General features: G+C 59.9%; 21 protein-coding genes and 1 tRNA gene. 8 read left to right on the top strand and 14 right to left on the bottom strand.

What is annotated here, in order from left to right; genetic code table 11:
- The first annotated feature begins 50 nt into the window (after positions 1-50).
- From ACZYHG_RS06590 to ACZYHG_RS06575, 4 genes are all read left to right on the top strand, one after another.
- Positions 51-671, top strand: coding sequence for a 2,3-bisphosphoglycerate-dependent phosphoglycerate mutase (locus tag ACZYHG_RS06590; RefSeq protein ID WP_027032181.1), 621 nt, complete (start codon positions 51-53; stop codon positions 669-671).
- Positions 672-746: 75 nt separating this feature from the next.
- Positions 747-831: transfer RNA gene (locus tag ACZYHG_RS06585), tRNA-Leu, on the top strand.
- A gap of 86 nt (positions 832-917) precedes the next feature.
- A complete protein-coding gene (locus ACZYHG_RS06580) occupies positions 918-1,319 on the top strand; it encodes a hypothetical protein (RefSeq protein ID WP_464613075.1) in 402 nt (133 codons plus the stop codon).
- Positions 1,320-2,007: 688 nt separating this feature from the next.
- Positions 2,008-2,628, top strand: coding sequence for a site-specific integrase (locus ACZYHG_RS06575; protein WP_464613074.1), 621 nt, complete (start codon positions 2,008-2,010; stop codon positions 2,626-2,628).
- A gap of 264 nt (positions 2,629-2,892) precedes the next feature.
- Here ACZYHG_RS06575 and ACZYHG_RS06570 read toward each other — a convergent pair whose 3' ends face one another.
- The 5 genes from ACZYHG_RS06570 to tnpA form a co-directional block, all read right to left on the bottom strand.
- Positions 2,893-3,174: a hypothetical protein gene (locus tag ACZYHG_RS06570; RefSeq protein ID WP_464613073.1), complete on the bottom strand. Its 282-nt coding sequence runs from the start codon at positions 3,172-3,174 to the stop codon at positions 2,893-2,895.
- Positions 3,175-3,427: 253 nt separating this feature from the next.
- Positions 3,428-4,153, bottom strand: a complete 726-nt coding sequence (locus ACZYHG_RS06565; RefSeq protein WP_464613072.1) for a hypothetical protein — start codon at positions 4,151-4,153, stop codon at positions 3,428-3,430.
- A 493-nt stretch (positions 4,154-4,646) separates the two neighbouring features.
- Positions 4,647-6,218 carry an IS66 family transposase gene (gene tnpC, locus ACZYHG_RS06560; protein WP_464613071.1) on the bottom strand — a complete coding sequence of 524 codons (1,572 nt, stop codon included), beginning with the start codon at positions 6,216-6,218 and terminating at the stop codon, positions 4,647-4,649.
- Positions 6,219-6,272: 54 nt separating this feature from the next.
- Positions 6,273-6,626, bottom strand: a complete 354-nt coding sequence (gene tnpB / locus ACZYHG_RS06555) for an IS66 family insertion sequence element accessory protein TnpB (protein ID WP_464613070.1) — start codon at positions 6,624-6,626, stop codon at positions 6,273-6,275.
- Complete coding sequence (gene tnpA, locus ACZYHG_RS06550) at positions 6,607-7,059, bottom strand: IS66-like element accessory protein TnpA (protein WP_464614636.1); 453 nt, start codon at positions 7,057-7,059, stop codon at positions 6,607-6,609. The genes tnpB and tnpA overlap by 20 nt, the downstream gene beginning before the upstream one ends.
- Before the next feature lie 49 nt (positions 7,060-7,108).
- On the opposite strand from tnpA, the gene ACZYHG_RS06545 reads away from it, so the two are divergent.
- Complete coding sequence (locus ACZYHG_RS06545; RefSeq protein WP_464613069.1) at positions 7,109-7,666, top strand: site-specific integrase; 558 nt, start codon at positions 7,109-7,111, stop codon at positions 7,664-7,666.
- On the opposite strand, the gene ACZYHG_RS06540 is transcribed toward ACZYHG_RS06545, so the two are convergent.
- From ACZYHG_RS06540 to ACZYHG_RS06515, 6 genes are all read right to left on the bottom strand, one after another.
- Positions 7,638-7,985, bottom strand: coding sequence for a hypothetical protein (locus tag ACZYHG_RS06540; protein WP_464613068.1), 348 nt, complete (start codon positions 7,983-7,985; stop codon positions 7,638-7,640). The genes ACZYHG_RS06545 and ACZYHG_RS06540 overlap by 29 nt on opposite strands.
- Positions 7,986-8,003: 18 nt before the next feature.
- Positions 8,004-11,081, bottom strand: a complete 3,078-nt coding sequence (locus ACZYHG_RS06535) for an adenylate/guanylate cyclase domain-containing protein (protein WP_464613067.1) — start codon at positions 11,079-11,081, stop codon at positions 8,004-8,006.
- A gap of 292 nt (positions 11,082-11,373) precedes the next feature.
- Positions 11,374-12,312, bottom strand: coding sequence for an ATP-grasp domain-containing protein (locus tag ACZYHG_RS06530; protein WP_464613066.1), 939 nt, complete (start codon positions 12,310-12,312; stop codon positions 11,374-11,376).
- Positions 12,313-12,495: 183 nt separating this feature from the next.
- Positions 12,496-12,837 (bottom strand): tripartite tricarboxylate transporter permease, encoded by a 342-nt coding sequence (locus ACZYHG_RS06525; protein ID WP_464613065.1) that lies wholly within the window; start codon positions 12,835-12,837, stop codon positions 12,496-12,498.
- Positions 12,838-13,059: 222 nt separating this feature from the next.
- A complete protein-coding gene (locus tag ACZYHG_RS06520) occupies positions 13,060-14,049 on the bottom strand; it encodes a hypothetical protein (RefSeq protein ID WP_464613064.1) in 990 nt (329 codons plus the stop codon).
- A complete protein-coding gene (locus ACZYHG_RS06515; RefSeq protein WP_464613063.1) occupies positions 14,036-15,598 on the bottom strand; it encodes a CHASE2 domain-containing protein in 1,563 nt (520 codons plus the stop codon). The genes ACZYHG_RS06520 and ACZYHG_RS06515 overlap by 14 nt, the downstream gene beginning before the upstream one ends.
- A gap of 381 nt (positions 15,599-15,979) precedes the next feature.
- Between ACZYHG_RS06515 and ACZYHG_RS06510 the strand changes: the two genes are divergently transcribed.
- The 3 genes from ACZYHG_RS06510 to ACZYHG_RS06500 all read left to right on the top strand — a co-directional run bounded on the left by ACZYHG_RS06510 (position 15,980) and on the right by ACZYHG_RS06500 (position 18,826).
- On the top strand, positions 15,980-17,722 hold the full coding sequence (locus tag ACZYHG_RS06510; protein ID WP_464613062.1) for an FAD-dependent oxidoreductase: 1,743 nt from the start codon (positions 15,980-15,982) through the stop codon (positions 17,720-17,722).
- 14 nt (positions 17,723-17,736) lie between these two features.
- Positions 17,737-18,045, top strand: coding sequence for a UBP-type zinc finger domain-containing protein (locus ACZYHG_RS06505; protein WP_023777710.1), 309 nt, complete (start codon positions 17,737-17,739; stop codon positions 18,043-18,045).
- A 238-nt stretch (positions 18,046-18,283) separates the two neighbouring features.
- Entirely contained in the window at positions 18,284-18,826 is a 543-nt protein-coding gene (locus ACZYHG_RS06500) for a cytochrome b (RefSeq protein ID WP_464613061.1), read from the top strand.
- 38 nt (positions 18,827-18,864) lie between these two features.
- Here the strand turns inward: ACZYHG_RS06500 and ACZYHG_RS06495 are convergent, their stop codons facing one another.
- The 3 genes from ACZYHG_RS06495 to ACZYHG_RS06485 form a co-directional block, all read right to left on the bottom strand.
- Positions 18,865-19,038 (bottom strand): hypothetical protein, encoded by a 174-nt coding sequence (locus ACZYHG_RS06495; RefSeq protein WP_464613060.1) that lies wholly within the window; start codon positions 19,036-19,038, stop codon positions 18,865-18,867.
- A gap of 99 nt (positions 19,039-19,137) precedes the next feature.
- The gene (locus ACZYHG_RS06490; protein ID WP_032925721.1) at positions 19,138-19,317 is read right to left on the bottom strand and encodes a hypothetical protein; all 180 of its coding nucleotides are present in this window, start codon (positions 19,315-19,317) and stop codon (positions 19,138-19,140) included.
- A 96-nt stretch (positions 19,318-19,413) separates the two neighbouring features.
- Positions 19,414-21,447 carry a transcriptional regulator gene (locus ACZYHG_RS06485; RefSeq protein ID WP_464613059.1) on the bottom strand — a complete coding sequence of 678 codons (2,034 nt, stop codon included), beginning with the start codon at positions 21,445-21,447 and terminating at the stop codon, positions 19,414-19,416.
- Between the last annotated feature and the right edge of the window lie 50 nt (positions 21,448-21,497).

Here is a 21,497-nt window from a genome sequence, read left to right as displayed (position 1 = left end):
CGGAAAACCGCTTCACACTTTTCCTGGAATTGCTCTTGTAGGGAGCAAAAATGTCGAGAACTCTCGTGCTCGTGCGCCACGGCCAGAGCGAATGGAATCTGAAGAACCTGTTCACCGGCTGGCGCGATGTCGACCTGACCGAACAGGGCCACGCCGAGGCCAAGGCCGCGGGGCAAAAACTCAAGGCGCGCGGCCTGAAGTTCGACATCGCCTTTACCTCGGCGCTGACGCGGGCGCAAAAGACCTGCCAGCACATTCTCGACGCGGTCGGCCAGAGCGACCTGAAGACGATCCGCGACCAGGCGCTCAACGAGCGCGACTATGGCGACCTCTCCGGCCTCAACAAGGACGATGCCCGCCAGAAATGGGGCGAGGAGCAGGTGCATGTCTGGCGCCGCTCCTATGACGTGCCGCCGCCCGGCGGCGAAAGCCTGAAGGACACCGGCGCCCGCGTCTGGCCATACTATCTGCACGATTTGCAGCCGCACGTGCTGCGCGGCGGCACAGTGCTGGTCGCCGCCCACGGCAACTCGCTGCGCGCGCTGATCATGGCGCTGGACGGCAAGTCGGGCGAGGAGATCGTCAAGCTCGAACTCGGCACCGGCGTGCCGGTCATCTACCAGCTCAACGCCGATTCCACCGTGGCGTCGAAGGAAGTGCTGGAGGGCTGAGCCGGCAAGCTGCGAACCGCTTTGAAAAAAGCGCGTTGACAGCAATCGCTTGCCCGCTTACATGAGCCCGCACCAGCCCAGATGGCGGAATTGGTAGACGCGCACGGTTCAGGTCCGTGTTCCGCAAGGAGTGGAGGTTCGAGTCCTCTTCTGGGCACCATTTTTTCCCGACTACCAACGGGATCAAGAAGATAAGCCTTTTCAAATCATTGCGCTCGCCTCTATGTGTTACAAAGGTGTGCGACAATGCATTTCCGGCTGGTCAAACCCGTGAAACGAAAAGGCACCATCAATCAACAATTCAACCAGCGTATTCCAGCTGACGTGCGGAACCGCGCGGTGGGCGTTACGCTTCACATTCCGGTTGGATCGGACATTGTAAAGAAGACGATTACAGCAAAGGACCACGCTATCCGCGTGTCCCTGCATGCCGCCACTCCAAGCGAAGTGAAGACCCGGCAAGCACAGGTGTTGGCTTATCTCGAAACCCTATGGCAAGGGCTCAGAGAGCCACCCTTGGTATTATCCCACAGGCAGGCTGTTGCGCTTTCCCGCGATGTCTACGCATGGGGCTCTCTGGCGGAGATTGACCCAGACCTGTCGGACGCGGAAAGCGCCTTCACGGGAGAGATCGGAGGAGGAGTCTAAAGAATGCAATGGCAAGGCTAGAGGCTGGAACAAACCCTTTGGTTGGCGACCCTGCCATGCTGACTGCTAGGCAAATTCTTACCCGTCGCGGCCTCCTTAATGTCTCACCGGAGTCGGTCGACTTGTTGGCGCGTGAAGCGCTTCGCTCCCTCAAGGATGGTTTTGCGCAAGCAGATCGCGAGACAGCTGGCGACTATACGCCCGACCCGAAGGCCAGCCGTTTTCCTGCATTTGAGATTGCGAAGCCCATCGCCACTTCCACCGGGCGGGGAGCAGTGGTCTCCTTACGGGGGCTGGTGGAGGACTGGTGGACTGAGGCGAAGACGGCTGGTCGGACCATCAGCACCTACGAAAGCTACAAGAGCGCAGCGGCCCGCCTCATCGAGTTCCTTGACAATGACGATGCGGGGGCGATTACCCCTTCTAACCTTGTAGCCTTCAAGGACCATAGACTTGCACAGGGTGTCAGCCCCAAGACGGTAGGTGACAGCGACATTGCCGGTCTCCGTTCGGTCTTCAAGTGGGCGGTGGCTAACCTCAAGCTGCCGAGCAACCCCGCTGAGGCCATCACTGTGCCCCGCCGAAGGTTGTCCACACACGCGACAAGGGCTCCGCCCCTGTGGAAGTACAGGCGATCCTTGCCCATAGTCTCCATCAGCACCGGAAGGGTCGGGAGTCTGACAGGCTGGTGGCTGCCAAGCGCTGGGTGCCATGGCTCTGTGCCTACTCAGGGGCTCGCCTTGGAGAGGTTGTCCAGTTGCGTAAACAGAACGTCCGCAAGGAGGGCGAATACTGGGTGATGACGATCACTCCAGAGGCAGGCACCGTTAAGGACAAGGAAGTGCGATTGGTAGTTCTCCATCGCCACCTCATAGAGCAGGGCTTCGCGGATTTTGTTACGGCCGCCCCTGGCGGCTACCTTTTCCTGAAGCCACGGAAAGATGGGGACACGCGAGGAGTGCGTAGGAGCGTAAAGAACCGCATCACGGAGTTCGTGCGGGAAGTCGTCAAGGACAAGGCGGTGGCACCCAATCACGGCTGGCGGCATCTCTTCAAAACCATTGGGCGAGAGGCAGGCATTCAGGACAGCTTGTTGGATGGCATCTGCGGCCATGCGTCCAAGACAGTGAGTGGAAGTTACGGAGGGGTGAGCCTCAAGGCACAGGTGGACGCGTTCGAGAAGTTCTGGCTAAGTTTCCCGCTCTCTCCGCCAGTTTTCTCAATGTTCGGCAAAGTATTGAGAAATATATTTTTTTTGGAAGATCAAATATACGGTGCCCCACGTCGGTGCCCCAAATTTAGCTTTTGAAATCCACCTTCGCGGCAGCCCACAGCGCCTCGTACGTTTTTTGGACCTCAGCAAAAGCGTCTGTAATCTCCGTGAGAGTCGTGGGTGTTCGGTTGGCGCCATCCTTGAAAGACGCCCCGGACTGAAAGCACTGAAATTGGTCTATGAACACAAATCGATCGTGAAAATTAGAGGCGGATCGAACTTCCACTGAACGACCGTACTGCTTCGCGAAAGCCTGTGCTGCCGGGATGAGGGTGGCCTGCTTCTCGCGCCCTAGCAATCTTACAGGCACGGCAACGTCAATGAAGCTGAGATAGCGCTCGACAAATGAGGCATCCAGATACGGGTCATGAACAGAATATCTTTTCGAGCAGTTTCGATGATTTTAGAAACGCCGTTGAAATAGTCGAAAACCATGCCTGCATCCACCGCCAGACTGGTTGGTCCGCCAGTACGTTGCCGGTATGTCCATCGAGCAGTACGAAGCAGTCGTCTGACATCGCCTTCCGCTTTTGCAGCCTGAACCGCATAGACCGTATTGAGAGCAGCGACGGCCACGCCCATTTGGACCGAAAGTGATGCACCAATTCAGTAAAAAGTTGCTTCAGCACGGCCAAGCCAGTCTAATGTTTCGTCGTCTTGACGAGCCATCGCTCCCGGTTTCGGTGAGGTCCTAATTAGGTCCTCGATCTCGGTAAGTGTTTCTGCATCGGTCATAATATGTTGCTCTCACCGGTTAAGGCACTAGTTTTTCGCTCTTCACTGAACGACTCTATCGCATCCTTGTAATCTAAGGTTGCCCTCACATCCGAGGATTTCATTTTGTCACCACAGGAATTGGCTCCCCTGTGCTTGCCTGAGCTAAGTGCCCCATATTCTCTATGGCCACCTCGCAGTGTTTAGCCGCCACCATAATCCCATCGTGCATCGGTAGGGCTGCTATCCCCATCCTTGCCAGCCGGAGCAAGACGGCAGCCAAGATGGAGCTTTCGGTGAATATCAGGTCCAGCGCGATGTCCTTGCCGAAGAGCCGCACTAGCGCTGGGTGCTTCTCAGCGATGGCATCGCGGAGCCTTGAAGCTGTCCACCCAGCCGGCAAGGCACCCTTCACTTTAGGGGGCAATCGGGTCATCTCGGTCTCAGTTGAGAGCAGAGCGGAAAGCCCCGCCTTCACCCCTGCTCGGTGCTCCTCAAGACCTGGGATGGCGTAGAGGTCCCCAGGTGGCGGCTCGGTGCCCACGCGGGCATAAGCTAGCCTCGGGAACATGCTGGCATAGTCGAGGTCTGCGATGGGCTCCCCATTGATCGTTAGACCACCTCGTTGAGCCTTAGGCATCGATATCCAGAAGGCGCCATAGAGTCTGCCATGAAGGTTGAAGGCCCTTGGGTCCGATGGGGACCGCAAGAGGAAGCGACGGGTTAGCTTGTAGGCAGCTTGAGGCTCCCCATCGATCTCAATGCGCTGGGTGGCGAGGAAGGCATTGATCTCGTCCATCTCCCCCCTCAGCCTCATTGTCTCATCAGTGTCCTCATAGTCCACCAAGACGGAAGGCAGCCTGTTGCCGTGAGGGTCCCGGCCTGCCCGAGCTGAGAGCCTAATGACCTCCCCACCCTTGGCTCGCCCTATGTCGGCAACATGGCGCCTTGGTTGTGCCCGACCGGAAGCCCGAGCCGACGCTCGCCGACGCCGTGAAGCTCTACCTGAAAGACCGGGTCGATGGGACGACTGACGAGACCAAGAAGCGGCAACGTGTCGACCGGGTGCAAGGCCACGTCGAGAAAGCACTGAACCGAGGTGATCCGCAGATCAGATCGCGACGCGGACTGACGCCAGAGAGGTTCGGGATCACATGCTCGCTGACGGTGACAGGTCCCCCGCGACCGTGCATCGCTACTTGAACGACCTACGGGCGATCATCACCAACGCCATTGACGACCTCAACGGCGCGACCAATCCGTTCAACGGTAAGCGCTCATTTCCATGCGCGTTGACGCGGCCCGTTTGACCGGGGTCGCTGTCGGCCAGTTGCATCGGATCAAGTAGCGGCGGTTTTGGCGAAGTTGAATGGCAAGAGATCGGTGATGTCGGCATTGTCCGCGCGCTGCGGCAATTCCGTGAGGACGTGGCGCAAATAGGCCAAGGGCTCGATGCCGCAAGCTCGGCATGTCAGCATGAGGCTGTAGACGACGGCACTGGCCCTGGCTCCGTCCACAGTGTCGCTGAACAGCCAACTCTTTCTTCCAGTGGCAAAAATCCTGATGTCGCGCTCAAGCAGGTTGTTGTCGATCGGCATCCTGCCGTCTTCGGTGTAGCGCGTCAGGTACTCCCACTGGTTCAGGGTGTAGGACACGGCGTCGCCGATCTTGCTGTCGGGCAGGACCTTCGGGGCTATGTCGTCGAGCCATGCCTTGAGAGCGTTCATGATGGGGACGCTGTGTTGCTGGCGGAAACGGCGGATGCATTGATGTCGCGTTTCGCCCTTGTCCGGCTTTTCGTTGCGCGTCTGGCTTTCAATCCGGTAGAGCTGTTCGAAGAACTTCAGCGCCTGCTCCGGCGGGCCGCCGCCTTTCTTTCTGGTCTTCAGTGCATCGACGAAGCGACGTCTGGCATGGGCCATGCACCCCAGATGGGTCGCTCCTGCCAGCGTGCGCCAGGCGGTATAGCCATCGCTCATCAGGATGCCGCGGTAATCACCGAGGAAGGCCTGCGGATAGATCTGGCCGCGGCCGGGCTGATAGTCGAGCAGCACGATCGGTTCGTCGCTGTCCTCTCCACTCCGATACGCCCACATGAAGGATGTGCTGGTGGCTTCCCTGTCCTTTTCCTTCAGGACCTGGACCGTCGTCTCGTCACCATGGATGAGCGGTTGTGACCGAAGCCGCAGCTTCAGTGCGTCATAGATGCGGGAGAGATGCTTCTCGCTCGATCCGATCACCCAATGCCCCAGAGCGCCGCGGCTGACGGGCACGCCGGCTCGCTCGAATGCCTGGCTCAAGCGGTAGAGCGGCGTGCCATCGACATATTTGTGGACGAGCGCGAAGGCCAGCGTCGAGGCCGTGGCGATGCTGCCCGGCAAGGGCTGCGCGGGCATCGGGGCAATGACAACAGGCGTATTGATGCCGGTCCGGTCGCAATGGCGGCATGCATACTTGAACCGCACATTCTGCAGGACCTTCGCCTTCACCTCGATATGGAGCTGCTCGGTGACGGCCTCACCCATGCGATGCATCTGGTGGCGGCAGCAAGGACAGGCCTTCTGACCGTCGGCAAGGTCATACTCGACGCGCTCGCGCGGCAGGTGTTCCGGCAGAGGCTTGCGGCCACGCTTCTTTCCCTCCGGCTTTTCGGTGGACGGAAAGCCGGTGTCCGGCAGGTCGACGACATTGCCATCTTCGCTGCTGGCGTCGTCTTCATCGGCAATCTGTTCGGCTTCATTGAAGAGGCGATCAACGTGCTTTTCGCTCTTCGGCGCAAAACGATGCAGCCGCGCTAGCGCCAACTCTTCCTCGAGCTTGGCCACGCGTTCTGCGAGCTGGCGGTTCTGCGCCTGCAGCGCAGCAATGCGCGCCATCAACTCCTCAACAGTCGGTTCGCCAGGTCGATTCATCGTAGTTTTGAATCTGAACCGCACCGACGCGTCAACCGCACAATTCGGGAGCCGTCAGCCCGCAACCTGATATTGCCGCACCGGATGGCGCACCATTGCATCGATGTCGATGCCGTCGAGAATCCAATGGAGCTGCTCGGTCGTCAGCGTAACCACCGCCGTCTCCCGGCGTGGCCATCGGAACCTGTCTTCGGTCAGCCGCTTTAGAACCAGCATGAAGCCGGACCGGTCAAAGAACAAGAGTTTCATCCGGTCGCGACGGCGATTGCAAAAGGCAAAGACCGCAGGCGCAAACGGGTCGAGCTCCATCACCTCCTGAACCAGGACCGCAAGGCTGTTGATGCCGGCGCGGAAGTCGATCGGTTCGCGATGCAGGTAGACTGTCAGGTCAGCGCCCAGTCTGAACATGACCCAGTGCTCCGATGATCGCCGTCAATGCATCCACATCACCGCATTCCAGCGTCAACTTCACGCCGTTCGGCAAAGACGCGCTCACCTTGGCTGGGAGTGGCGACGACTTCGACAGCCGCTCTTCACCACGCGTGGCAGGCCTCTCTACCGAATTGCCCTGCATAGGCAGGCTGTACTCCGCGGCGACGCTGACTTGAACTGGAATGAACGCCGACGGCGCAGGTGGCGGCAAAGCAACGGCGTCTTTGGTCGTCTTTATCCACTTCCGAAGAAGGTTGGCATTGATCCCATGTTCAAGCGCAAGTCGCGATACCGACACGCCAGGCTCAAGGCAGGCCGCAACGAGCCGCTCTTTTGACGCCGCGTCGTACCGCCGGCGGCCGTTACGCAAAATTCGCCTCACCAGCAGTTTCTGTTCATCGTCCTCAATCACGTGGTGTCCACCTCCAAAGTGGACACTTCATGCCAAAACACGCTCAATGGAAAAAGGTGCAGAGAAATTCGCGCTTTCGTTCAACGGGCTGGAGGTCAAGAAGCAGACGCTGGCCGAGGAAGACCGAAAGCCGTTCTCCGAGGCTCAACTCAAGGCAGCAAGCGAGCGGGTTCTGGGTCACGCTTCGGTCGACCTTCAACGCATCTGTCGGATGTTGGAGCAGACCGGGTGCCGGCTGGCCGAGGTCACCGGTCTCATGGTCGAGGACGTTCACGTTGACGGCCTTGCCTATCTCGACCTCAAGGTTCACCCGCATAGGCGCTTGAAGAACGCCGGGAGTGTACGCCGGGTGCCGCTCGCCGGAGATGCGCTCAAGGCCGCTGAGGAGGCGCTCAAGACGGTTGGCGAAGGCGTGTTGCTGTTCGAGAGCTACGCCCGCGAAGGAGGAGCTACAGCAGTCTCACAGGTTCTCATGAAGCATGTCCGCAAGGTCGTGACCGATCGCAAAGCCAACGGGGAGGGGGAAGCCTTCCCCGACTCGTCTAGGAACACTTCTCAGATTTCTGACCCACAATCTAGTCAGAGGGGTACGGACCACAGATGATGACCGTAATAGCTCGCGTGCTCCCCGATGTTGAATGGGCATCCCAAGCCGAAATACTAAAATCGTAGGCTGGATGCCACACCATTTGCACAGGAACTTTTGGGTCGCTGTTGTAAGCGGTCTTATAGATCGCCGTTAAGCCATTCACCAATGTGTCAGGCCACTGGTTCAAGTACTGCAACTCCGCCGGGGTTTGAACAATTCCTGCAGCTTGCGCCAGTTCGACGAATGAGCCTCCTTCGGGCCATACGAAGCTCGCAAGACCCTGCCGCGAGAAAATTTGGTTCGCTCTTTCACACATGGCCTGGAATGCTGGCATAGCCGAACTCCTCCTGTATTAATGATCGCAAATCCTCCAAGTCACACGATGACCAACGCCCACCCCACCTAATTGATATGCGTATGCGCCTGTCTCCTCAATCAACTTGTCTGCAGCTCGTCTAAATCTTACCGCTCGCTGCTGAACACGGTCCAATCGGCTTCGAGAAAGCACTGAAGACAACGTGATGAGTGAGCGACATTGAGGAACACGCGCTCCTCGCTTTTTCGCATTCGAATACGATGCTCGGCACGCGATTTCTGCCAGTTCATGATGACCGCTGAGGCAATATACCTCACCTATTGTTGCAAGTATATCTGATTCAAATTCGAGCCCTGTTCGCGTAGTGCGGGCTGTTCGCAGAGCGTGTTCGAGCGAGGCAAGGGCCGCTTCGTGACGACCCGCCAGGCTTTCTGCGATGCCTTGGCACGCCTTAGCATAAACCGAAACATAGGAACTTTCTGTCCTTCGCATTATCTGTTCGATTTTATACGCATGCAGATGAGCAACATCCGGCTCATCACATAGCCAGGCTAGTTCAACAAATGCGAGATGCGGAATAAATTGCAACGTTGGATCACGATTTTCTGCGTCTTCTGCAACCAGGCTATCGAGATTCCTCTTGGCAGCGTCGAAGTCGCCAGTGCGTATCTTTATTCTTACGTCCAAGCAGCGAACCCACTGTTCAACGTCGAATCCCAACATCTGTCGATGGAATTTGGTGACGCTGTCGATTGACCTGAGCGCTGCCTCACCAGCTCGACTCGCGTTGTTCAATCTTCCGGCGAGGCAAAAGGCATGGCATAGTATCGCTTGAAGTAACGCTTCGTGATTTGGATTGCCTTCTGATAAAACGATCGCATTTTCCACATGAGCAACATAGTCATCAGCGGAACCTGTCGCGGCAATTATCCTACCCAACGCCGCGACAACAAGTATTTCAGCCTCTAAATTTTTTCCCTCTCGTGCCAACTGCAAAGCTTCATTTGCGAACGGCTCGGCTTCGTCTTTGTTCATTCCGTCGCGCCAGCCAGTGTTGATAACTTGGCCGGCCGCCATAATTCGAAGGGGATCGGTTGCAGCGGAACGAGGCTGGCGGCCGAGCAACGCGTGCACCCTCTTCCACGCATCCGCCGCCTGTTTGGAATGAGCTCCAATCCATAGAGCGGCGCGAGACGCATATTGAGTTGCCTCAGGCAGTTGTCCCGCTGCCTCGAAATGGCGAGATATGCTGTCAGCATATTCGTCCAGTCGATTGCGATGATGGGTCTCAATGGCCTTAGCGACGGACGCGTGAAGAACAGCGCGGCGTGCCATTATCAACATGGTGTAGGCGACTTCTTGGATCAACGGGTGGCGAAACGAGATGACGGCGCCACCAGCCGCAACATAGTCGCGTCTGAAGAGATCTGATTGACAAAGGCGATCTAGAACGTCGCCGAGCTCCTCATCGGGCATCTCAGCGACCTGTTTCAGAACGGCAACGGGAAATTCTCTGCCAATCGTTGCTCCCATCTGTAGAACAGACTTCTCCAGAGACGGAAGGCGGTCAATGCGCGTCTCGATGACGGCTTGCACAGTGGGAGGAAGTGAATCGACCGCAGTCTCACCCGTCATCGAATAGTGCTGTGGCGCTCCCTGAAGGATACGGCGATCTACCAAAGACCGCACCAGCTCCTCCGCAAAGAACGGACTTCCCGCGCTTCGCTCAGCGATTCGATTGCTAGTTGACTGCAACGACGGGTCTTTTCCGATCAAACGCGTCACCAGGATGAGCATCTCCCGCTCACCGATCTCTGGCAGAAGTATCTCTTCAAGCTTGGCAGAGCGTCGCCAGGAGGCTTCTAATGTTGGCCTATAGGTGATCAAAAGGAGGATATGCGTTGTTCGAACGGCCTCAATCAAAGCCGAAACAAATTCGTGACTGTCGTCGTCGAGCCAATGGGCATCCTCAATCACAAAAACGGAAGGCGACCGGCCAACCTGATGGACCAAGTTCATCACCGCTTTCAGCAATCTGGACTGATTTGCCTTTGGTTCCGCAGCGATGGTCGGGGCCTTGCGGCGAGCGGCACCAAGTATGCCCATTAACACTGGTATTTCATCTGAGAGTTCCGGATCGAGCGAACTCACTTTCGAAGTCACCTTTGCCTTCGTTATCTCGTCGCTATCTGTCGGCACTATGCGAAAATATGCTCTTAGGAACTCCAACAGCGGCTGTAAGGGTCCAGAGTATCCGTACGGGGACGCCCTTGCCTCTATTACAGGGACCGCTTCTTGGCGAAGACTTTCCAGAAACTCAAAGCAGAGCCGGCTCTTTCCGAGACCGGGCATCCCAGCAATACCGATGGCTACACCATCTCCCTCACGAGCCCGATGATGTGCCTCTTCGAGATAGCTCAGTTCAGATTCTCGACCTGTATACGTAGTGAGACTTTGCCCCCGAAATTGCTCGCTGGTCGGCGCTACCTTTAGGCCGACCAACTCGAACACATTTACGGGGGCCGCGAAGCCTTTTACTGGCATGCCCCCCAGCAACTTGGCATCGCAGAAGGTGCGTACGAGGGCGAATGTATCTCCAGTTAGGCAGATACCACCAGGTGTCGCTATGTGCTCCAGCCTGCTGGCTAGGTGAATTGCCGCACCATATGCGGTTTGTTCATTTGTCACCTCGTCAACTACGCCTGAAAGAACAACTCCTGTGTGAATTCCTATTCGGATCGTTACGCCGCTACTTGCCAAACTGTCTCGCATGCTAAGTGCGGCCTGGCACGCCATCAATGCGTGGTTTTCCTGAGCCTGAGGGACGCCGAATAGAGCCATGAGGCCATCCCCCATGGTGCGCATTACTGATCCACTGAACTGATTTACGACCCTACCCATTCTCGCTACCGCAGGCCCGAGATAGGCAAAAGCGTTTTCTGGATTGAGGTCACCGATCGTTGAAGTCGAGTTGACGATATCGGCAAAGAATACCGTTATTATCTTCAGCTCAGGGGGTCGTTGGACATCTAGAGCCTCGCCACAGTAGCTACAAAATCTTCCGTCCGCCTGATTAGGCCGAAGGCATTTCGAGCAGACTTTTGAGCTGGCCATGGGCAAATCTCAACGGGTTCACTGGGGTATCTAACATCCGGCGACGTGGACCGCGACTAGCATCTGGCCATCGCCGCCTTAAGGTGTTGCTCGATATGTGTCACGTGAGTGTGCTACAGTACCTCGACTACGAGCCAAAATTGCTTTATGAATCAATGCAGAAGAGGCCTAAGAGCGCAATCCTCTTCTGGGCACCAAATTCCCGTTTCGAACCGCTCGTGGGTTCAGACGTACAACAAAAAAGCCCGGCGCGTTCCGGGCTTTTTTGTTGCGCTGTGCAGGACAATCACCATCAAACAGCCAGTCTGCGCGTGGCCTCGATCGACGTCTCCGCAATGATATCGAGTGCGCCGAACTGCTCATAGAAATTGAGGCCGAACTGCTTCTGTATGTTGCGCCCGGCCGTTCCGCACAGCATCCAGCTGTTGCCGGACGGATTGAGTTCGAGAAGGAAAAGTTCGCCCGTCTCGGCGTCGCGCAGGATGTCCACGCCGAGTGACGGAATGGTCGGGAAAACGGCATGCGCGCGAACGGCAAGCTCAAGCACGTCCTGGTCCGTCGTGAGCGCAATCGTGCATCCCTTGGCCGAAGCTATGATCGATGCCCCAGGAGCCGCCCGAAACCCATCGGAACCACCCAATGGATTGAGGTCGCGCCTGCCCTCATACTGGATCGCGGCCAGCGGCTTGCCGAGATAGGTGAGCACCCGATAGGCCGTGGGCCATGGACCGGTATGGATGTACTGCTGGGCGATCATCGGTGCGCGTCTGCCCGGATGATCTTGCGGATAGTCGGATGGGGCGGTGTAGCGCACCCGCCCGGTTTTTGTTATGCGCACGAATGCTCCGCGTTTGCCATGCGAAGGTTTTACAACCACGTACGGACCCCACGCTGCGGGATCGAGTTCTGTCCCTGGCACGATTTCTGTCCACCTAGGCACGGGAAGCCCAGCGGTTTCGAGTGCGGATACTTCCTCGATCTTGCCCATGCGCTGATGGACGAGGCGCGTTCCGCGGAGCGGCCTGAGCCATTTAAGCCGATCCAACTCGATGGAGAGGGTCGGCCTGGTGGCAATCGTCGGCGTCTGCAATGGTGTCAGCACCGATGCCGTCGACATGACACGGACCTTGATGTCTTTCGCGCGCGCCTCGATCAACGTGGCTGCCGCCCGGAAATCCTCAATGGCTTCCTTCTTCGGGAAGCAGTAGAACGCCAAATTGAACTGCGGCATGCCGGGTTTTACTCGCCATAAGAGCGCGGGTTGCAAGACGTCTCGGACCTGTTTCAGTTAGCAACGAACAGGTCTGCAGCGCCAACGCAATTTCAGCCAGTCGGGCTATATAGGACAATACTCTGTCGAGGGTCTCGAAGGAGCGAAGCTGTCGAATGATCGTCTACGTCGTCACGGCCCGGTTCAGCACGGCAATCCAGCGGCTGATCCATGGCCTCGGGGGGCGGTCGTGGCCTCCGAGGCCGAGGTCGGCAGGCCGTACGCGATAGGGGTGATCGAGCCGGACGTGTGGACGACGGCATGCAGCGCGATCAGGAACACGGCGCCGCCAACAGGATCGAACAGAAGCGCCAGCGGCAAAGCCAGAAGCAGCCCGATCCTGCCGCCAATGCCGGGCACGATGCCGGCAACGAAGCCAAGGCTCACGCCAAGCAGCACCGCCGGCAGCGGATGGAAGCTGAACAGGCTTTGTAAGGCGCTGAGAGTCGAGCGCTTGCGTCCGGCCTGTGGCGGAACCACCAGCATCCCCGCCCCAACGGCCAGAAGGCGACGCCGGGACAGCCGTCCGGGCACTCTCATATCTGTCAAAACGGCCCCCAATGCACCAGCCACCCGGCAACAGCTTACCCTATGGCGGCAGAATTGGCATTCACAACGGTACTCCTTTCGTCGACTTGCGACTCCTTACAGGCTCTAGGGTAACGCCTTTCGCCACCCGAGCATCGCCAACAGAGGAACACTTGATTCCTAAGGTTTTTTAGCCGTGTTCTCCACGCCGACCAGCGCCTTTGCGAAGAAGTTGCCCTCGGCGGAGAGCGCCAGGAGTTGCGAAATCGCCTCCACACGCCAGCTGGTGTCGGGCCGGCGAAGCAGGAAAATTGCCTGTTCGATCCTGTATTCCGGACTTGCCGCGAGATCCGCGGCGCCGCTTTTGAAGGCCGGCACGTCGGCATGCTTCACGACCGCGAAGGGCAAAGTCAGCTCCAGCCTGTTTCGCCCTTTCACGCTCAGGGAATACTCGCCTGCAGGCAGCTGGGACAGATCAAGCTCGGCGTGCAATTCGCTCGTCGTCACCGAGATTTCCGGCGTATCCGTATCATCCGGGAGCCGAAGGATGGAGACTGCATAGGGCGGGGCACTTCCAGCCCAACGCAGATAAAGTGGATGGCTGCCATCGACCGATTGATGCCCGATGTCATGACCACCTGGCATGACAAGATAGGTCGACGGATCGCCGCTGCGCGTGTCGCCTATGACCGCGGCGGCGTCGTCGCGCGCGGACTGCCAGTCCTGGCCTATGAACTCGCCAAAAAAAGCCAGGAGCCGGCCAAATTCGGATGGCACTGCTATTTCAGGGATTTTGATCACGGCAGGAAATGCGACCGGCTGCGAACTGTTGTCGGGCATCTGGATCTCGGCGCTCATGCCGGCGCCGGGCCTGACGATGTCACCGGATTGCAGGAAACATCCCGCCGCGACCGCCTGGATGTCGGAACCGCGTTCAACACTCAGCCAGGGCTCGGCCCCCTGCTGCCGTTCGACCTTCCGGACCAGGGCGCGCGATTTGTCCGTCAGGTCGCAGAACCCGGAAGCGGTATCTTGCGCCAGCGCCGCGCGGTCGGGCGCGATGATCGTCAGCAGAAGCGCCCCTGCCGCGCAAAGGGTGGTGAACCGAAATCCTTGCGGGTCCTGTTTTGCCTTGCGGCACAAGTGCCCAACCGGATCAATGTCCATCATGGCCTCCCTGGCCCGGCGCAAGGCTCCTCTGCGCCCAAAGCAACGCCTCCGTGATCGCCTCGCGAATGGCATGCAGCACCGAAGACATGCCTTCGATTGTCACCGCAAGCACGGGCGACAGCACGCCGATGGCAATCCCCGACTGCGACAGGCTGGAAAAGGCATGCCACGTTCCGATTGAAAATATCACGATCACCGTCAAGACGATCGACGCCATGGCAAAGGAAATATTCAGGACGTGGGCGAGGGGCTTTCCTAGGCGGCCCGCCAGCCTGTGCCCGGCAATGTGACAGACAGCACCGATGACGCTGGCGATGCCGATCAAAATCTGCTCCCAGCCCCAGCCGTCGTGTTCCTCCACCAGAAGCCCGTCGGTGAAAGCGCGAACCGCATTGGCATGGATCATGGCTCCGGGCATGCGGCTTTCCAGGGGTACCGACCGAACATCGCCGGACGCCAGATAGCTGCCCCCGATGATGACCGTCGCCCCGTCGATCAGCGAGGGATTTTCCTGCAGCCGCTGCCGAAGGTCAGCGGCCTCGACAATCTGGAGAGCGTATGGTGCGTAGCCAAAAGACTGGGCGTTCGGAATACCCCCGCCCCAGGGCAACGAAAAAACAATTCGCGCCTTTGCATCAGCTTCGTCCGTACCCGGCTCGTAAGTACGCCCACCGATCGTCAACCCGCCCTTCGGACAGTCCTCGGGCTTGGCGTGCGATGCGGGAAAAAGGCAAGCCAGAACGCCGGGATCGACCTTGCCGTCCAACAGTGCCGCCCCCACAAGGCCCATCCCTGCCAGTCGTTGCTCTGGTCCGGGCTTTATCGTCTGGACCATGTTCCACTTGTAGACCGAGCGAATTACGTTGTCGGTGTCAGGGCTGAGAAGCGGCGAGCCGAACCAGAGGTTGGGTGGCGCGTGCGAGGCAACAGCGGCATTGCAGGCGGATCCGTCCAGTATCGATGGATAGGCACGCACAATCGGTTTTGCCGTACCCACGGCCTCGGGAATTGACGGGCGAACGGCGACGACCGGTACACGGTTGGCCAGCATGTAGACTTGGCCGCAAAGCTGTTGGTCGGCATCGTTAGCGCCCGCCGGTTGCGGCGCCAGTTCGATATCAAGCAAAACCAGCCGCATTGCCTTGCGACCGGAATTGGCTGAGAGCAGCGAACTCACCAGGTCGGCGAGTTCCCCGCGTGGTGTCGAAAAACCCGCCGAGCAAGGCTCATTTTGTTTCTGGGCCCAGAGGTGGCAGCTTGTCTCGCCGATGTCCACGAACACAAACCGGTTGGAGGCGGGGCCAGCCAAGGCGTCTCGCGCCAGGTGACGCATGATGAGATCCGACGTGCCGCGATCAAGCGATTGAACCGTATCGGTATGCCGAAACTGGTTCATCAGCAGCGCCACGATCAGGGCCAATACGCAAAGCAGGGCCCATTCGATCGCAAATGCCTTGATGAGGCCTTTCCAATACGCGAGCCGCCCTCCCGAAGACACGCCTTCCGTTCCGTCCTCGGTACCCGAGTCTGGAACAGGCGTGCCGGCCACTCTATTGCCCTCGGCTGACGCCAAGCCGTCCCAAAGGGCCGGCGGCTCTGACATGTGCGTCTTGAATTGCCTGCTGACATGCCCGGGGCTCACCGCTGCCCACAAGCAGCGCGACAAAGGCGGCAAGCCGAGTATTCTTCATCGGGAAGCCTCAAAACAACCCAATGCGCTTATCGCAAGCGTTGATGACGCTTTCAAGGCCTGGTTCGAAAGCATCTCAACGAGCTGAAGACATCAGCTCTGTATTCTTGGCAGGATTCCGGCTGGATTCCTCGACACAACGCAAGGACATGGCCGGTAGCAGGGCGCCGAACCATTCTCCCGGCTAGGGACTGAACAAACCGCTTCAAACCGGACGGCCACTTCGCTACGCTCGCAACCATGTCTCAATCCAGCACCGCAATCTTCGGCGCCCGTCGCGACCAGGCCTTTCCGACGCTGACCGAAGCAGACATCGACCACATGCGCCGTTTCGGCGAGGCCAGCGCCTATGCCGCCGGCGAGCATATCATCAAGGCCGGCGATGTCGCGCCCGGGCTGATCGTCGTCCTGTCGGGCACGGTGGATATAACCCAGGATGGTGGCCTCGGCCGGCGCGACACGATCGTCACCCATGGCCCGGGCAGCTTCGTCGGTGAACTGGCGCAGCTTTCGGCTCGGCCCTCGCTGGTCAACGCCGAGGCGGCCGAGCCCGTCGAGGCCTTCGTCATCCCTTCGCAGCGCGTGCGCGACCTGATGGTGCAGGAGGCCAATCTCGGCGAGCGGATCATGCGGGCGCTGATCCTGCGCCGCGTCGGGCTCCTGGAAAGCGCCACCAGCGGGCCGATCATCATCGGACCATCAGGCAATGGCGACGTGCTGCGGCTGCAAGGGTTCCTGGCCCGCAGCGGCCAGCCGCACCGTGTGCTCGATTCCGGCAGCGACCCTTGCGCGAAAACCCTGGTCGAACGCTTCGATGTCGATCCCCACCATCTGCCGGTTGTGCTGTGCCCAAACGGCAGGCTGCTGATGAACCCCGGTGAGAAGGACCTCGCCCGCTGCATCGGCCTGCTCAGGCCGATCGATGCCGATATGCTGTATGACGTGGCGATCGTCGGCGCCGGGCCGGCCGGACTGGCCGCGGCGGTCTATGCGGCCTCCGAAGGCCTGTCGACCATCGTGCTCGATTGCCGCGCCTTCGGCGGGCAGGCAGGCGCGTCGGCCCGTATCGAGAATTATCTCGGCTTCCCCACAGGCATTACCGGCATGGCGCTGATGGCGCGCGCCTACAATCAGGCGCAGAAATTCGGCGTCGAAATGGTGATCCCGGACGAGGCGAAGCTGCTGAGTGCCGCGACCGACAATTCAGGCGCGCGTTATCTGCTCGATGTCGGCGACGGCGAGACAGTACGCACGCGCAGCGTGGTGATCGCCAGCGGCGCGCGCTACCGGCGTCTCGATGTCGCCAACCTCTCGCAGTTCGAGGGAACGTCCGTGCATTATTGGGCGTCACCCATTGAAGGGCGGCTTTGCGCGGGGCAGGAAGTGGCGCTGGTCGGCGCCGGCAATTCAGCCGGCCAGGCGGCGGTTTACCTCGCCAGCCACGCGCGCAAGGTGGCGCTGCTGGCGCGCGGCGGCAGCCTTGATGCAACCATGTCGCGCTACCTCGTTGAGCGCATCAGGGCGCAACCGAACATCGAGGTGCTGACCCAAACCGAAATCGAGGCGCTGGAGGGCGAGGAGGGCAATCTTGCCACTGTCCGCTGGCGCAACCGCGTCAGTGGCGAGGAAACGACCCGCCCGATCCGCCATCTCTTCCTGTTCATCGGCGCCGACCCGAACACCGACTGGCTGGCGCACTGCAATGTGGCGCTCGACGCCAAGGGGTTCGTCCGCACCGGATCGGAGCTGGGAGCGGAGCACGGCTTGATGGAAACCAGCCGCAGCGGCGTTTTTGCCATTGGCGACGTGCGTTGCGGCTCGGTCAAACGCGTTGCGGCCGCTGTCGGCGAGGGTGCCCAGGTGGTCGCGGCATTGCATGCTTATCTAGCGCAGGACGGTGGCCACGCCACGTCGCTTCAAAGTATGATCCCGAAAAGTGGGACCCGGTTTTCCGGACAAGATCATACTTCAACAAAGAGATAGTCCAGGAGAGTGTGATGGCGGATGAATGCAAACACGCGGCTGGGATCAAGGACGTGACGCCGAGCGCGCTCGGCTGTGAGGAATGCCTGAAGAGCGGCTCGTGGTGGGTGCATCTGCGGCTCTGCCGCACCTGCGGCCATGTCGGCTGCTGCGACGACTCGCCCAACCGCCACGCGACAAAACATTTTCACGCCACCAGCCATCCAATCATTGAAGGCTACGATCCGCCGGAAGGCTGGGGCTGGTGCTACGTCGACGAGGTTTTTCTCGACCTCGGCGACCGCACCACGCCGCAGAACGGTCCGATCCCAAGATTTTATTGAGGTGCGCCAGGAGACCCGATGAAGAAGCCCGATTCGCCGGGCTTGTGTTTGGCTGACGCATGGTGCCTTCCGGTGCCCTGTTGTCAGCGAACTGACAGGTTGCCTGTTCCAGTGTTCACCGAATCACGATCATCACAGCCCGGCCCTTGGACGTTCTCTTCAAAAAGGGGTTCGTTCCCGGACAAAGCTTTGACATGATCGCGGCTAGTTTAGAAACGTTCGAAACTGGAAGGCTTGCATGCACCCCACCTACACAAGCGCGCAGAAAGCCATTCACTGGGCAGTGTTCCTGCTGGTCATCGGCCTTTACGGCCTGACCTACGTTGAGGAGCTTTTTCCGCGCGGCGATCCAGGACGAGCGCTTGTCTGGTGGCTGCATATTTCGTTCGGCCTATTGCTGTTCGCGCTGGTCGTCATCCGCGTCGGCCTGCGCCTGACGCTGGGAACACCCGGATTGCCCACGGAAATGTCACAGCTTGAACGATGGGCGGCGAAGGTCGCGCACCTCTTGCTTTACGCCCTGCTGGTGGCCATTCCGGTTCTTGGCATCCTGTTGACCTGGTACCGGGGTGACGCCTTGAGCTTCTTCGGCCTTTTCACCATCCCGGCGCCGGTTTCGCCGGATCGCGACACGGCCAGCTTCATTAGGGAGCTGCACAGCCTCTGCGCCAATTTGATCCTCATCCTTGCTGGAGTGCATGCGGCGGCGGCGCTCTGGCATCATTTCATCCGAAAGGACGACGTGCTCAGGCGAATGCTGCCGGAAAGCACCGGCTCTTAGGCGCTTGCCAATCGACGGGCGCAGGCCATCTTTTTCGATCAGTCCCGCTTTGGTTTCACTGACGTGGGCGTCGGATTGTCAACGCTGTTCTCGTTCACCTGGAAAGCTTTGCCATCGACCTTCTTCTTTTTCAGGTCGTCGCCGGTCTCGGGCTGCGGCGGGCGATTGGGATTTTCTTTGCTGTTGTCGTTGATGTCGAAAGCTCTGGTCATCATGTCCTCCAGGTTCTGTCCTGGAAGACAATGTTGGACTGCGCGCGGAGTTCCGCCGCCGGAGGCTCGACCACCGGTCTGAGCACCGTTGCAGGTGGTTTATCGCACCGACCCGGTGACCGTCCGGTCGACGTCGGGAACTGATTTGCGGTCGTTGCCGGCAAGTGCTGCGATGATCAGCAGGCTGGCAACCACGGGAACGAACAGGACGGCGACGCGGGCCTGTACATGAAGAATGGCGCGCCATTCGCTGCGCTTGTCGGGGCTGTCGCTCATCATACTCACTTTGCCATGGACCCCCCGAGAGGTCACATAGAGGTGAACGGTTAAACAACTCCTTCCGACTTCGTTAATGGGTAGGCTTCATGCGCGACGTCAGCTGAGCCCGATGCGCCTGGCGCCTTGCCGGAACAGCGCCTCGGCATCGGGCTCGAAGCGGAAGGTGCCGATGAAATCGTCGGCGCGATAGTCAGGCAATGTCCTGCGGATGGCGGCGGCAAAGCCGCGCGCTTCGTCCAGTCGGCCGGCCAGCGCCAGGCAGTGCGCGGCGATCGCCAGGATGATGGTGTGGGCGTTCGGCCGTGCCGCCGCCTTCAGCGCCCAGTCGGCCGCCTCGTCGAACTGGCCGAGCCGGACATGCGACATGGCGCGCGCGCCCAGCATGCCGAACAGCAGCGGGTCGAAGGGGCTCAGATGGCGCGAATGGTCGGAGGAGCTGATCGCCGCCTGCGGGTCGCCTGACTGCGAGTGGACAAAGGACAGCGCATAGTGGCCAAGCGCGAAATTCGGGCTGAGATCCACCGCCCGTTCCAGTTCGCAGAGCGAGCCGTCCTGTTCGCCGCGCAGCCACAGCGCCCGGCCCATCGCCCAATGCGCGGCCGGATTGTGGTCGTCGACCAGCAGGCTGTGGCCGGCGCTCTCATAGGCCAGCGCGCTTTCGCGGTCGCGGTCGCCCCAGCGCTGGAAGGCATTCTGCCAATGGGTGAAGGACAGGCCGGCATAGGCGCGGGCAAAGGTCGGGTCGAGCCGCAAGGCGGTGGCGAAAAAATGCTGCGCCTGTTCGTTTTCGGCCTGGGTGAAGCGGTACATGTGCCAGAGGCCGCGGTGGTAGGCCTCCCAGGCGTTGAGCGAATTGGGTGCCTTCAGCATGGCGCGGTTGCGCTCCACCGTTTCGATCTCCGCCGAGATCGACGAAACGATGCTGTTGCCGATATCGTCGAGCACGGCAAAGAGGTCGTCAGGCCTGCGTTCGAAGGTCTCGGCCCAGACGATCCGGGCCGTGCGCACCTCGATCAGTTCGACGCTGACGATCAGCCGGCCGGCCGTGCTGCGCACCGTACCGGTGGCTACATAGTCGACGTTCAGCCTGCGGCCTGCCTCTTCCGGCGCGATATTCATCTGCGCCAGCGCAAACACCGATCCGCGCGCGATGACGAAGAAATCGCGGAGCTTGGCGAGACGGGTGATGATGTCGTGGGTGAAACCGTCGGCGAGGCCGCCGCGTGTGCCTTCGCCGGCTTCCTCGACAAACGGCATCACCGCCAGCGATGCCTGACTTGGCTCGACCGTGCCGGCATCATCCGATGGGACTTCCGCTCTTGTGGACAGGCAGGCTGGTTGCGCGTTGAGCGGGCTGCCGGAACGTTGATCGCGGATTGCCTGCCAGGCCGCACGGAGCGGGGCGACATCCAGCGCTTCCGATTGGAACAGGCGGGCAGCGGAAGCCAGATGCGCCTCGGCGGCGCCGATGGCACCCCGCTCCGCCAGATTGGACAGAAGGGCCAGATGCGCGCGCGTGTCGAATGGCGCCAGCTCGACCCATTTGTCGAGATGCGTGGGCGTATCGGGTGAACCCGCCGGAGGGTTTACGGCAAGATGCTCCAGCACGGCGGCGTGGCACGCTTGAAAACGGCGGCGCTGGGCGACCATCCAGCTGTCGAAAAGCGGGCTGCGTTCGAGCTCCAGCCCGTCGAGCAGATCGCCGACAAAAAGTCCGGCCAGCGCCCGCAGCCGCTCAACGTCAACGGTGTCGATCCCTTGCGCGGCGGCGCGGCTGATCTCCAGCGCATCGACAAGACAGCCGTCGAGATCGAGCGCGACCGTATCGCCTTGTGTTATGACCCGGCGCCGGTCCGGCGTGTCGAGGGCGCCGCGCAATTTGCTCAGGCACCAGCGCAGTTCGCCGCGAGGGTCGTTGGGAACATCCCACAAGAGCTCGCACAGGCGGCTGCGCCCCACGGCGTGTGGCGCCAGCGCCAGATAGGCCAGGAGCGCACGCAGCTTGCGCGATGCCGGCAATGCCATCGGCACGCCGTCACGCAGGATTTCCAGCGGTCCGAGCAGGCGCACGGACAGGCCCGGTGTGCCACCGTCCAGTCTCGAAGGTGCGGATTCCACGTCCGTTCCCACGCCTGCTCCCACGCTGGCCTGTTGGCCCTTGCTTTATCACCAAACACGAC

This window comes from Mesorhizobium subarcticum (assembly GCF_055456085.1).
This window is presented reverse-complemented; position numbering and strand designations above follow the sequence as displayed.

Bases quoted from the DNA above. Each gene is read 5' to 3' on its own strand.
- ACZYHG_RS06570 (WP_464613073.1), bottom strand. From the start codon at position 3,174: ATGGGCGTGGCCGTCGCTGCTCTCAATACGGTCTATGCGGTTCAGGCT.
- ACZYHG_RS06500 (WP_464613061.1), top strand. From the start codon at position 18,284: ATGCACCCCACCTACACAAGCGCGCAGAAAGCCATTCACTGGGCAGTG.
- tnpB (WP_464613070.1), bottom strand. From the start codon at position 6,626: ATGTTCAGACTGGGCGCTGACCTGACAGTCTACCTGCATCGCGAACCG.
- tnpC (WP_464613071.1), bottom strand. From the start codon at position 6,218: ATGAATCGACCTGGCGAACCGACTGTTGAGGAGTTGATGGCGCGCATT.
- ACZYHG_RS06520 (WP_464613064.1), bottom strand. From the start codon at position 14,049: ATGATGGACATTGATCCGGTTGGGCACTTGTGCCGCAAGGCAAAACAG.
- ACZYHG_RS06535 (WP_464613067.1), bottom strand. From the start codon at position 11,081: ATGGCCAGCTCAAAAGTCTGCTCGAAATGCCTTCGGCCTAATCAGGCG.
- ACZYHG_RS06580 (WP_464613075.1), top strand. From the start codon at position 918: ATGCATTTCCGGCTGGTCAAACCCGTGAAACGAAAAGGCACCATCAAT.
- ACZYHG_RS06545 (WP_464613069.1), top strand. From the start codon at position 7,109: ATGGAAAAAGGTGCAGAGAAATTCGCGCTTTCGTTCAACGGGCTGGAG.
- ACZYHG_RS06490 (WP_032925721.1), bottom strand. From the start codon at position 19,317: ATGATGAGCGACAGCCCCGACAAGCGCAGCGAATGGCGCGCCATTCTT.
- ACZYHG_RS06590 (WP_027032181.1), top strand. From the start codon at position 51: ATGTCGAGAACTCTCGTGCTCGTGCGCCACGGCCAGAGCGAATGGAAT.
- ACZYHG_RS06510 (WP_464613062.1), top strand. From the start codon at position 15,980: ATGTCTCAATCCAGCACCGCAATCTTCGGCGCCCGTCGCGACCAGGCC.
- ACZYHG_RS06505 (WP_023777710.1), top strand. From the start codon at position 17,737: ATGGCGGATGAATGCAAACACGCGGCTGGGATCAAGGACGTGACGCCG.
- ACZYHG_RS06525 (WP_464613065.1), bottom strand. From the start codon at position 12,837: ATGCTGGTGGTTCCGCCACAGGCCGGACGCAAGCGCTCGACTCTCAGC.
- ACZYHG_RS06495 (WP_464613060.1), bottom strand. From the start codon at position 19,038: ATGACCAGAGCTTTCGACATCAACGACAACAGCAAAGAAAATCCCAAT.
- ACZYHG_RS06530 (WP_464613066.1), bottom strand. From the start codon at position 12,312: ATGCCGCAGTTCAATTTGGCGTTCTACTGCTTCCCGAAGAAGGAAGCC.
- ACZYHG_RS06540 (WP_464613068.1), bottom strand. From the start codon at position 7,985: ATGCCAGCATTCCAGGCCATGTGTGAAAGAGCGAACCAAATTTTCTCG.